The following is an 11,602-nucleotide window of genomic DNA, read 5'->3' as shown; positions in this document are numbered from 1 at the left end:
GTTTTAAACAAAATTTTAATTAATACCCCGGGTTTTGCTTCAAATTAGGGTTGTTAGATAATTGTTGTGAAGGTATAGGGAATAATCTTCTGAATGTTTCGCTGTTATTCTTAAATTCCCATGAACTTTCCCATTTGCCAAAACGAATAAGGTCATTCCTGCGCCAGCCTTCCCATGCAAGTTCTCTGCCTCGTTCTGCAAGAATATCATCTAACGTTAAGCTGGTAAGGTTAGCAACTTTTGCACGTGCTCGAACTTTATTTATTTCGGTAAGCGCAGGTCCTGTATGTCCGAGACGAAGTTCTGCTTCTGCTTTCATCAAAAGGACATCCGAAAACCTGAAAAGAGCAAAGTCGTTATCCTGGTCGCTACGTGTATTGTTACGCTGTACTTCGTATTTAACATTCCGAACTCCTTCGTTACCAAAAGCCTTTTCAAGAGAGGTAATTTGCGGAGTAAAGATTAATTGTTTTGACTTGTTATCAACCGCATCGGTAAAGGTAATGATGTTACCGGCGTTATCTTTCTGAGGGCCTTCTAACCACATTGCCTTACGGAGATCATTGTCTGAGTAAGAATTATAAAAATCAGCTCGGGTAGAAAAGCCGTTCCACGGATTACCTGATAACTGATAAACTCCTCCCTGAGCATAATGCAATGTTCTCATTTGCCAGTTCATTCCGGTAGCTAAAACTTTATCATAAGGTATAACTAAAATATTTTCAGCATACGTATTCGTGTTACTACCATTCGCTACTGCAAAATTCGACAGATAATCAGGATTTAAACCATAACCTGCCGCAGAATTTATAACAGCATCTGCAGCCGCTGATGCCTCCTGCCATTTTGGAGTACCTGTATATACTTCAGCATTCAAATAAAGTTTTGCAAGTAATGTATTAGCTGCTCCCTTCGTAAAACGACTGTAAGTGGCTGCTCCTTTTTCATCCCTTAGATTAGGAAGAGCTTCTGTTATTTCTTTTTCAATAAAAGCATATACGGCAGCACGATCTGATTGGGTTGGATTTCCTGCCGGAGAGCTTTCTGTTAGAATCGGAACATTGCCAAACATATCAAGTAAAGTAAAGTATGCAAAGGCTCTCAACATTCTCAATTCAGAAAGAATAGTTTCTTTTCCCTGAATTTCAAGGCTGCTGGCATTTATTGCAGTAATATTAATATTTGCTTTTGCAATAACCTGATATGCCCACTCCCAGGATCCGTTAATTTGTCCCGGCGATACAGGTGTCCAGTTATGGCGGGCCATTTGCTGCCATGAAGCATTGTCATACCAGTCTGGGCCTCGTGTCGGCACTACCATCTCATCCGAAGTAGCTTCGTTCAATACAGTAACCGGATCATAATAGCCTCTTAATTGTCCATAAGTAGCCCCTACAGTAGATAATAATTCAGCTTCGTTTTTGGGAAACTTACTTCCTTCTGCACGATCAAAAACCTCCGGTTCCAAATCGGTACACGCCTGTACCCCTGCTAACAAAAAAGCAATGGAGCCGGCAATTATTATTTTATTATAATTAAATATTTTCATATCAATTTCATTTGGCTTTAAAAAGTTAGCGAAACCCCCAGTGTGAACGAACGAGTTTTTGGATAATAAGTGATTGGTTCGATACCTGGTGAAAGATTGGTACTTACCGCATTGGCATCCAGACTTCCATATATATCGCGTGAGGAACCAAGTCTGGGTTCAGGATCTATACCACGATATTTTGTAATAACGAATGTATTATTTCCAGCTACATACACTTGGGCATTAGTTAGATACTTAGCAAATTTTGGCAAGCGATAAGACAAACGGAAATTATCTAAACGGACAAAATCACCTTTTTCCACCCACATGTCAGAAAATGCAGGAGATAATCCTGCCGGGATTCCTGTAGAAAAGGCATCACTAATAGCATTATTACCAGGGAACCGATTCGGATTAGCTGAATAAATATACGGGCCATTAACGATCTTATGTCCAACAGCACCTCTTAATAAGAAATTAAGATCAAAGCGTTTGTATGTAAAGCTATTTCCCCATGAAAATACTGCTTTTGGCTGTGCGCTTCCCAGATAAGTACGATCCTTACCAAAAGGATCATTACCACCTCCGCCAAAATCCTGCCAGATATATTTTGGAGATCCGTCATCGTTAGTACCGAATCCTAAGAATTTAGGGCCATAGAATTGTCCGACAGGGTGGCCAGGTTGCAACACAACTGGTGCGGCAATCCCCCCCTGTCCACTACCAAATGTACCGTACGTTCTGGGTGAAGAAGGATCGTAGGAGAAGATACCAGAACTCAAAGAAACTACTTCATTCTTATTGTGTGCTACATTTACACTTGTTCTCCATTGAAAGTTCTCTTTGTCTACTGCAAGGTAATCCAAAGCAAGTTCCACTCCTTTATTGTTAATTTTTCCAACATTGGCTAATATACTATTTGAAACCGCCGTCAGATTATCTGCCCCGTATGTAGAACCGATCGCAATACCATAATCAAATAACAGATCTCTGGTATCTTTATTATAAAATTCCAGTGAACCGTTAAGCCTGCTCTTAAACAGACTAAAATCTAAACCGATATTCGTCATCGCCGAAGTTTCCCATTTCAAATCAGGATTGGCGTTCTGGCTATATTGATATGCAGTCTGGAACCCTCCATTAGTAAAATAAGAACCGTTAGGACCATACAATAACTGAGAGGCATAATCATAAATACCTTCCTGGTTTCCTGTAATTCCGTAACCCACACGAAGCTTCAAATCATCTATGAAATTGACATTTTTCATAAATCCTTCCTGTTTTATACGCCATCCTGCAGAAACAGAAGGGAACCATCCCCAGCGATTATTGGCACCGAAACGAGAAGATCCGTCACGACGGATATTTGCCGTTAGCAAGTATTTGTCGTTATAAGAATAATTTAAACGACCAATAAAGCCTATTAAAATTGCTTCTGATTTATAGGATCCAACTTCCCTGTTTGTAGAACCATCGGAGTTAGCATTACCTGCTCCGATATTGTTGTTGCCAAAAACATCGGGGAAATTACTGTTACCAGCATTAAAGCCTTCATTTGACAATTTCTGATAAGTATAGCCACCCAGAATATCAAAATTATGCTTTCCTGCCTGTTGCGCATATTGAGCGGTTAGCTCCAGCAACCTGTCAGTAACCTCTCGTTCGGACCTTGAACCGTAAGAAATATTGTTACTATTTGCCTTCCATGAACTTGGACGGAAAAAACCGTAATTACTGTTAAAGCTATTAATTGATGCATTTGCACCTAATTTCAAACCCTTAACAGGTGTTAAAAATACTTTTAAATTGCCCAGACTTTCTTTGTCTTTGGAGCCATTGGTTAACTGCTGCATTCTTGCAACAGGGTTTTCAATCTCAAATCCACCCGGAATACTGTTTCCATTAAATTGATCAAAACCTGCAACTCCCGGCTGCAAATAAGTTCCGGCATCGTTATATACTGGAAAAGTTGGATTAATTCTTCCTGCTAGTAAAAAAGCAAAATAATCTACGTATTTCCTGTTAGATTGCTGTTGAGATAAAAGTAACTGGATTTCCAGTTTATCATTAAATGCTTTTTGAACTAAATTTAAGCGGCCGTTTAACCGGTCCATACCAGAATTAAGTGCAATACCAGGTTGATTCAAATATACTACAGAACCTCGGTAATTGAAATTTTCGGTGCCACCCGAAACAGCTATACTCTGATTGTTACTTACCGCATCACGGGTGATCGCATCAAACCAATTAGTTCTTGCTCCGTAATCATTTGCTGAAACATCCAGATTTAACTCACGTAATTTGGATACATACTCGTCAGGACTTAGAAAAGGTAAAGAATTGGACACTTGCTCTATTCCCACATAACTATTCAACTCCACTGTAGTCTTACCCGCCTTACCACGCTTAGTTGTTACCATAATAACCCCATTTGCACCTCTTGAACCATAAATCGCGGCTGAAGATGCATCTTTCAACACGTCTATCTTTTCAATATCTTCAGGAGCCACACTGTTTAAGCTGGCCCCGGCAACTCCATCAACTACAACTAAAGGTTCACTGTTAGCGCTAAGAGAAGAAGTTCCTCTTAAGCGAATAGCCGGACGATTACTGGTTGGGTCACCTCCCTGCGAAACGATATTTAAACCTGCCACCTTTCCCTGAATTGCCTGCAGAGGGTTATTTACAACTCCGGCATTCAGATCTTTTGCACTTACCGAAGCTGTTGCACCGGTTACGTCGGCTTTTCGCTGACTACCATAACCTACTACCACCACTTCGTTAAGGGTGGTTTTTGCTGCTTCCAGTGTTACATTTACTGTTGTTTTTCCTGCAATACTTACTTCTTTGGTATTATAACCAATATAAGTAAATACTAAGGTAGTGGTAGATTCGGGAACCGAGAGGCTAAAGGATCCGTCGGCACCTGTGCCGGTACCATTGGTTGTTCCTTTAGCTTTTACAGAAACACCTACCAATGGCGTTCCATCTTGCGAGTCTGTAACTTTTCCGCTGATTACCTTGTTTTGCGCCCATGCAGGCACAACCAGAATAAAAAGCATAATAGACAAACTCAGGGAGAGTACATGTTTAAAATGCATAATGATTAGTTTGTAAAGGGTTAGTTAAAGTTGTAACAGTTATATGTAATTATAACAATTATTAATCATAATTGTTATAAAATTATTTTTTTAATTAAATCCAGTGAAAATCCATTTTCACTGCTACTTCTGTTTGAACTTGCATAGTATTTCTCTTTCTCCCGCTTCACCGTAATTTATACTATTAAAGCAATTTAAGAAGTTTTAAGAGTTCTTACTTGTCATTCATTCTATATTTAATAATTGGTTACAGGCAGATCGGGAACGTTCCCAAAACAAATTTATAAACAAAAAGTAATTTACCTAATTTTTTTAAAAAAATTTATGCTATCAGTTCCTAATGAGTTAATCTTCTTCCCCTTCAACAAAAAAATCATCTGTCAGTTCATCAATCTCACGACGGTCCTTTTTAGTAGGCCTGCCGGTGCCTCGATCTCTTTTTAATACAGGGGCATGAAATAAGGACTTAAATCGCGGCGTTTCTTCTGCAGGAGTTAAATCCTCATAAAAGTTTACCGCAGTTTTAGCATCTACCCTGTTCCCCAGCAAACCTGTCACTTTTATTACTTTTCGTTCAATACCTTTCGAGATGTTGTAAATCTCATTCAGCTTTACTTCATGCGATGGCTTTATATTCTGCCCGCCTGTTTTAACCCTTCCTGCCCTGCACGCTTCACTCGCCAACGTCCGGGTTTTAAAAATGCGGATCGCCCATAAATATTTATCAATTCTTAATTTTTCTTTTTCGCTCATATAGTACTAAACAAAAATCCTGAAAAAACATTTACTTTGTTAAAAATTATACAATTAATGGCAACTGAATTACGTAAACTTATTGAAGAAGCATGGGAAGACCGTAATCTTCTTAATTTTAAAGAATATAGAGACGCAATTGAAACTATCATTGAACTGCTCGATAAAGGCGAACTGCGTGTAGCTGAACAAATTGTCAACCGCTGGCACGTAAACGACTGGATAAAGAAAGCAGTAATTTTATATTTCCCAATACGCGAAATGAAGGTTACCGAAGTTGGCCCTTTTGTTTTTCACGATAAAATGAAACTAAAAACCAACTATAAACAACTTGGTGTACGGGTAGTTCCGCAGGCAAGTGCACGTTACGGCGCTTATTTAGCAAAAGGAGTAATCATGATGCCTTCTTATGTAAATATAGGCGCTTATGTTGATGAAGGAACTATGGTTGATACCTGGGCCACTGTTGGCTCTTGCGCACAGGTAGGAAAAAACGTGCACTTAAGCGGTGGTGTTGGTCTTGGCGGAGTGTTAGAACCCGTACAAGCTGCCCCGGTTATTATCGAAGATAACTGTTTTCTTGGTTCGAGGGCTATTGTTGTAGAAGGTGTACGGGTAGAGCATGAAGCGGTTTTGGGAGCAAATGTTGTTTTGACAGCTTCAACCAAAATTATTGATGTAACAGGGCCTGAACCAATAGAATATAAAGGTGTGGTTCCTGCACGTTCGGTTGTAATTCCGGGTTCTTACCCTAAAAAATTTGCTGCAGGAGAATATCACGTACCCTGTGCCTTAATTATTGGCCAGCGAAAAGAATCGACAGATAAGAAAACCTCGCTTAATGATGCTTTGAGAGAGCATAACGTTTCGGTTTAAGCCACCATTGAGCTAATTTATTCAGGTACTTTACTTCAGACAAAGATGCTTATTGGTTATGACGGGAAACGAATAATACAAAATTTTACAGGCCTTGGAAATTACAGCAGGTATGTGTTGAATTTAATGGCCTGTAATTTTCCTCAAAACTCCTATTTCATCTACTCGTCTAAGAAAGCCGCTGCCGGTCTTAGGTTTGCTGAAAATAAATCCGTTTATTATAAAAGTCCTGAGCGGCTTTACGCTCCTGCTATCTGGAGGACTTTCGGAATGGTTAAGGACTTAAAGAAAGATCAAATCGACTTGTATCATGGCCTTAGCAACGAGATACCGGCAGGGTTAAAAAGGGCAAAAATTCCTTCTGTTGTAACTATTCACGACTTAATTTTTCTTCGCTATCCTGAGTACTATAAATTTATTGACCGGAAAATTTACGAGTGGAAAGTGAATTATGCCTGTCAGAATGCAACTAAAATTATTGCAGTAAGCGAAAAAACCAAAGAAGACCTTATAACCTTTTTCAAGGTGCCGGAAAAACGTATTGAAGTTATTTTTCAAAGTTGTCATCCGGTTTTCCGGCAAAAAAGCACCGAAACTGAAAAAAATGCCGTAAGAAAACAATATAATTTGCCTTCAAAATACATCCTGAATGTAGGAACAATAGAAAAACGAAAAAACCTCCTCCTGATTGCAAAAGCATTAAAATCAGTTCCTGATGATGTACATTTAGTGGTTATTGGAAAACAAACAGATTATGCTGCATCGGTAAAACAATATTTAAGGTCACACAAACTGAGCTCACGTGTGCATTTTCTGAGCCGCGTGCCCCTTGAGGATCTTCCACATATATATCAGCAAGCCGAAATGTTTATCTATCCTTCAGAGTACGAGGGCTTTGGAATTCCGGTTATTGAAGCACTGCATTCAGAAATCCCTGTGATAGCGGCTACAGGATCCTGCCTGGAAGAAGCAGGGGGCCCTGATACTTGTTATGTACATCCGAAAGACGAAATACAATTGGCCTTTTTCATCAACTCAATTCTCAATCATCCGGAAAAAAAACGGAAAACTATTCAAAATGGTAAAATTCATCTTGAAAATTTTTCTGATGAAAGAATTTCCAGGCAGTTAATGGATCTTTATATTCAGACAGTTAATAATGCTTAAAGAAGAAATCGATAATACACTTAAAGTTCTGCAATCTGGTGGAATTATTCTTTATCCCACAGATACGATTTGGGGAATTGGCTGCGATGCAACTAACGAGGAAGCCATAAACAGGATTTTTGAACTTAAGGGCAGAGATGCATCCAAAAGCCTGATAACTTTGTTAGACAGCGAAAACAAATTGGAAAGTTATGTTAAAGAGGTTCCTCCAATAGCTTATGATCTGATTGAATATGCCGAGAACCCCTTGACAATCATTTATTCAAATGCAAAAAACCTTGCCCCAAATGCTATTCACCTCGATGGCAGTATTGGAATAAGAATTGTTAAGCATGATTTTTGCAAACAGCTTATACAACGGTTCCGTAAACCGATTATTTCAACTTCAGCTAACATCAGCGGGCAAAAATCTCCGACTAATTTTGCGGAAATAGATGCTAAAATTTTATCTGGCGTAGATTATGTGGTAAACATTGATCAGGATGATCTTACAGAAAAGAAGGCTTCCACTATCCTGAAATTAGAAGTTGATGGCAGTTTTGTCTTCATCAGGCGCTAATTGTTATTTTTGCAACGAGTTGAATAGGCCCAGCAACAATGAAAGAATCCCTGCAGCATCCTGTATTTAAAAAGCTATCTGCAATAACTGAAGAAACAGGAACGAAAGTTTTTGTCATTGGAGGTTATGTAAGAGATCTCTTTTTGGAAAGACCTTCGAAAGATATTGATTTTGTTGTGCTTGGCAACGGGATTGCTTTTGCAGAAAAAGCCGCAAAAAAACTGCATGCCACTGTTTCGGTATTTAAGAACTTTGGAACCGCTATGTTGCGCTACAAAGAGCTGGAAATAGAGTTTGTTGGTGCACGCAGGGAATCATACAGATCGGAATCAAGAAAGCCAATAGTAGAAGATGGCACACTGGAGGATGACCAAAAACGCCGTGACTTCACAATAAATGCAATGGCTATTGGCATTAATCCGGAAAACTTTGGTGAACTGATTGACCCTTTTGATGGAATACACGACCTTGAAAAAAAGTTAATACGCACTCCGCTTAATCCTTTAGAAACCTTTTCGGATGATCCGCTAAGGATGATGAGAGCTATCCGTTTTGCCAGCCAGTTAAATTTCACTATTGATCCGCTTGCCCTCGAAGCGATCCGGACAAATAAAGAGCGGATTGGAATTGTTTCAAAAGAACGTATCACAGATGAACTTAACAAGATCATCCTTTCCGATAAGCCTTCTGTAGGTTTTAAATACCTCTTTGACACGGGACTTTTACACCTGATATTCCCGCAGATGTCCAATCTTCAGGGTGTGGAATATATTGAAGGGAAAGGCCATAAAGACAACTTCTACCACACATTGCAGGTTTTAGATAACATTTGTGAACATACGGATGATTTGTGGTTACGCTGGGCTGCCATATTGCACGATATTGCCAAACCAGCAACCAAACGTTTTGAAAAAAACCATGGATGGACCTTCCATGGCCATGAAGATAAGGGAGCACGTTTGGTTCCGCGGATATTTTCGCAGTTAAAACTACCATTAAACGATAAAATGAAATTTGTTCAGAAGATGGTACAACTCCATCTTCGGCCCATTGTACTGGCCCAGGATATCGTTACTGATTCAGCCGTACGAAGGTTACTTTTTGATGCAGGCGAAGACATAGAAAGCCTGATGATGCTTTGCAATGCAGATATAACTACTAAAAATGAATACAAAGTAAAAAAGTACCGGGAGAATTTCGAGCTGGTTAAACAGAAAATTAAGGATGTAGAAGAACGCGACAAAATACGAAACTGGCAGCCACCTGTAAGCGGAGAGGATATTATGAATACTTTTAATTTAAAACCCGGCAAAGAGGTTGGATTAATAAAAAATCAGATCAGAGAGGCTATTTTAGAAGGAGAAATTAAAAATAATAAAGAAGAAGCTTTAGAATTTATGCTTCGTAAAGCCGAAGAAATGAACATTCTTCCGGTAAAAAACCCATTATAAATTTTATTAAACTTTATACATTAAAAGACGTTATTGTTACGCCTATTTTTATTTATTTCGCACATCTAAACCAACAAAAAGGATAATGGCCATTTACAGATTCAGAGTTTCTTTTGAAGATTATGACGACGTAATCCGAGAGATTGATATTAGATCAACACAAACCTTCGAAGATCTTCATTACGCAATCCACCGGACTACCGGTTACAACGCCGAACAATCTTCTTCATTTTATGTAAGCAATGATCACTGGATCAAAAATGAAGAAATCGCTTTTCTTCCCACTCAACGAAAAATTGACCGTGGAGTAACAATCATGAGTAATACCAAGTTAAGCAGGTTCATTGATGATCCGCATCAGAAATTTTATTATACATATAACTTCGACAGGCCCTATGATTTCCATGTTGAACTGATCAAAATATTAGAGGAGGAAAAAGGAAAAGAATATCCCACCATTATTAAAACCGTTGGAGAGGCCCCTAAACCATTAGGAGCAATTCAGGCACCACCAAATTCCGGCGAAGAAGAAGATTTCGATTTTCTAAATGAGATGGATGTTGAACCTGAAGATACAGAGGATTTTGAAACAGTGGATGATCTGGGTATCGAGGTACCCGATGTGGAGGACCAGGAGGAAGATGAAGACAAAGACGAATTTATGGATGAATTCAATGACAACGAACATGCGGATTCTGAAGATGATTATCACAAAGACGATTATTAATTAATCGTCTTTGTTTACGTTTATAAGTATTTACTTTTTACTTCTTTATACCTTTAACAAATGAAGAAGTACCTGATAACAATAGTAGGCCCTACCGCTATTGGAAAAACTACCCTGGCAATACAACTTGCCCGGCACTTTGGCACCGAGATCATTTCAGCAGATTCAAGACAGTTTTATCGTGAGTTAACCATAGGAACAGCAAAACCTTCTTCAGAAGAACTACTACAGGTAAAACATCATTTTATTAATTCGCATTCTATTAACGAGGAGTTTAATGTTGGAAGTTTTGAACAGAAAGGCCTGGTCCTCTTAGAACAAATTTTCGGAAAAGCAAATATTGCTGTACTTGTGGGAGGATCCGGTTTATATATTAATGCCATTACTGAAGGTTTTGATTCATTTCCCATGGTTGATCCACATATACGCGAGAAATTAAATACGAATTTTCAAACAGAGGGTATTCAAACTCTTCAATCGCTATTAAAGGAATTAGATCCTGTATATTATCAGCAGGTAGATATTAACAACCCTCAACGGATTATCAGGGCATTGGAAGTCTGTATAGGTACCGGAGATACTTATTCTTCACTTAGAAAAAGCCTCAGGAAGCAGCGCCCTTTCCATATTTTAAAAATAGGGTTAAATACAAACAGAGAACTGCTCTATAAACGCATTAATGCCCGTGTAAACCAGATGATACACGAAGGTTTATTAGAAGAAGTAAAAGGATTGCATGCTTATAAAACATTCAATTCTTTGCAAACAGTGGGCTACTCTGAGATTTTTGATTTTTTAGATAACAAACTAACATTTGAGCAAGCTATAGAAAAAATCAAGCAAAATACACGGCGATATGCTAAAAGGCAACTAACCTGGTTCAGAAAGGACCCTGAAATTCAATGGTTTGAACCCACCGATACCAAAAATATAATTGAGTATGTAAATCAGCAAATACAAAAAGGCTGATACTGATAGAAAGATTTATGCCTGTGCTGTAGGCCCGCCGAAATTCAATGGCAGCCCTTGCTCCTCCTGAATTTTTATTCGCCCATTAACGGCTTCAAATTTTTCAACGTTATCTTCAATAGCCCTTAACAAACGCTTTGCATGTTCCGGCGTAAGAATAATTCTTGATTTCACTTTTGCTTTTGGTATTCCCGGCATAACACGGATAAAATCCAAAACAAATTCGGTATTTGAATGCGTAATTATTGCAAGATTTGAATAAATACCTTCAGCAACATCTTCCGATAATTCAATATTGAGCTGATTAGGATCCTGATTTTGTTCTTCCATACGGTAAAAATAAAAAAGTCCTCATGAAATAGGAGGACTGCAAGTTATTTTATTTCAACTTACTCAAGCATGAAATTAAAAATAGCTAAAACAGATCCTACAATTGCAAGAAATTGAACTAATCCAACAATGTATACA

Annotated in this window: 10 protein-coding genes; 6 read left to right on the top strand and 4 right to left on the bottom strand. The window is 38.5% G+C overall.

Features of this window, described 5'->3' with window-relative positions; translation table 11 throughout:
* Window positions 1-19: 19 nt before the first annotated feature.
* The 3 genes from ACLCDL_RS07825 to ACLCDL_RS07815 all read right to left on the bottom strand — a co-directional run bounded on the left by ACLCDL_RS07825 (window position 20) and on the right by ACLCDL_RS07815 (window position 5,385).
* Complete coding sequence (locus tag ACLCDL_RS07825; RefSeq protein ID WP_423147725.1) at window positions 20-1,549, bottom strand: RagB/SusD family nutrient uptake outer membrane protein; 1,530 nt, start codon at window positions 1,547-1,549, stop codon at window positions 20-22.
* A gap of 17 nt (window positions 1,550-1,566) precedes the next feature.
* On the bottom strand, window positions 1,567-4,632 hold the full coding sequence (locus tag ACLCDL_RS07820; RefSeq protein WP_423147724.1) for a SusC/RagA family TonB-linked outer membrane protein: 3,066 nt from the start codon (window positions 4,630-4,632) through the stop codon (window positions 1,567-1,569).
* A 345-nt stretch (window positions 4,633-4,977) separates the two neighbouring features.
* The gene (locus ACLCDL_RS07815) at window positions 4,978-5,385 is read right to left on the bottom strand and encodes an RNA-binding S4 domain-containing protein (protein WP_423147723.1); all 408 of its coding nucleotides are present in this window, start codon (window positions 5,383-5,385) and stop codon (window positions 4,978-4,980) included.
* Between the two features lie 57 nt (window positions 5,386-5,442).
* Here ACLCDL_RS07815 and ACLCDL_RS07810 point away from each other — a divergent pair, with 57 nt between their 5' ends.
* The 6 genes from ACLCDL_RS07810 to miaA all read left to right on the top strand — a co-directional run bounded on the left by ACLCDL_RS07810 (window position 5,443) and on the right by miaA (window position 11,134).
* On the top strand, window positions 5,443-6,261 hold the full coding sequence (locus ACLCDL_RS07810; protein ID WP_423147722.1) for a 2,3,4,5-tetrahydropyridine-2,6-dicarboxylate N-succinyltransferase: 819 nt from the start codon (window positions 5,443-5,445) through the stop codon (window positions 6,259-6,261).
* A 45-nt stretch (window positions 6,262-6,306) separates the two neighbouring features.
* Entirely contained in the window at window positions 6,307-7,428 is a 1,122-nt protein-coding gene (locus tag ACLCDL_RS07805) for a glycosyltransferase family 4 protein (RefSeq protein WP_423147721.1), read from the top strand.
* Window positions 7,421-7,987 (top strand): L-threonylcarbamoyladenylate synthase, encoded by a 567-nt coding sequence (locus ACLCDL_RS07800; protein ID WP_423147720.1) that lies wholly within the window; start codon window positions 7,421-7,423, stop codon window positions 7,985-7,987. Before ACLCDL_RS07805 ends, ACLCDL_RS07800 begins: the two co-directional genes overlap by 8 nt.
* A gap of 38 nt (window positions 7,988-8,025) precedes the next feature.
* Window positions 8,026-9,438: a CCA tRNA nucleotidyltransferase gene (locus ACLCDL_RS07795; protein WP_423147719.1), complete on the top strand. Its 1,413-nt coding sequence runs from the start codon at window positions 8,026-8,028 to the stop codon at window positions 9,436-9,438.
* 85 nt (window positions 9,439-9,523) lie between these two features.
* Window positions 9,524-10,165, top strand: a complete 642-nt coding sequence (locus tag ACLCDL_RS07790; RefSeq protein ID WP_423147718.1) for an IS1096 element passenger TnpR family protein — start codon at window positions 9,524-9,526, stop codon at window positions 10,163-10,165.
* A gap of 60 nt (window positions 10,166-10,225) precedes the next feature.
* Entirely contained in the window at window positions 10,226-11,134 is a 909-nt protein-coding gene (miaA, locus tag ACLCDL_RS07785) for a tRNA (adenosine(37)-N6)-dimethylallyltransferase MiaA (protein ID WP_423147717.1), read from the top strand.
* 15 nt (window positions 11,135-11,149) lie between these two features.
* On the opposite strand, the gene ACLCDL_RS07780 is transcribed toward miaA, so the two are convergent.
* Window positions 11,150-11,464: a DUF3467 domain-containing protein gene (locus tag ACLCDL_RS07780; protein WP_423147716.1), complete on the bottom strand. Its 315-nt coding sequence runs from the start codon at window positions 11,462-11,464 to the stop codon at window positions 11,150-11,152.
* Window positions 11,465-11,602 lie beyond the last annotated feature (138 nt).

It is taken from the genome of Rubrilithobacter danxiaensis, from assembly GCF_047272945.1.
Classification (GTDB): Bacteria; Bacteroidota; Bacteroidia; order Sphingobacteriales; family Sphingobacteriaceae; genus Rubrolithibacter; species Rubrolithibacter danxiaensis.
The sequence above is the reverse complement of the archived record's forward strand: the minus strand, read 5'-3'. Positions and strand labels throughout refer to the sequence as shown.

Excerpts from the sequence above, each read along its gene's own strand:
- ACLCDL_RS07825 (WP_423147725.1), bottom strand. The coding sequence starts at position 1,549 with ATGAAAATATTTAATTATAATAAAATAATAATTGCCGGCTCCATTGCT.
- ACLCDL_RS07820 (WP_423147724.1), bottom strand. The coding sequence starts at position 4,632 with ATGCATTTTAAACATGTACTCTCCCTGAGTTTGTCTATTATGCTTTTT.
- ACLCDL_RS07815 (WP_423147723.1), bottom strand. The coding sequence starts at position 5,385 with ATGAGCGAAAAAGAAAAATTAAGAATTGATAAATATTTATGGGCGATC.
- ACLCDL_RS07810 (WP_423147722.1), top strand. The coding sequence starts at position 5,443 with ATGGCAACTGAATTACGTAAACTTATTGAAGAAGCATGGGAAGACCGT.
- ACLCDL_RS07805 (WP_423147721.1), top strand. The coding sequence starts at position 6,307 with ATGCTTATTGGTTATGACGGGAAACGAATAATACAAAATTTTACAGGC.
- ACLCDL_RS07800 (WP_423147720.1), top strand. The coding sequence starts at position 7,421 with ATGCTTAAAGAAGAAATCGATAATACACTTAAAGTTCTGCAATCTGGT.
- ACLCDL_RS07795 (WP_423147719.1), top strand. The coding sequence starts at position 8,026 with ATGAAAGAATCCCTGCAGCATCCTGTATTTAAAAAGCTATCTGCAATA.
- ACLCDL_RS07790 (WP_423147718.1), top strand. The coding sequence starts at position 9,524 with ATGGCCATTTACAGATTCAGAGTTTCTTTTGAAGATTATGACGACGTA.
- miaA (WP_423147717.1), top strand. The coding sequence starts at position 10,226 with ATGAAGAAGTACCTGATAACAATAGTAGGCCCTACCGCTATTGGAAAA.
- ACLCDL_RS07780 (WP_423147716.1), bottom strand. The coding sequence starts at position 11,464 with ATGGAAGAACAAAATCAGGATCCTAATCAGCTCAATATTGAATTATCG.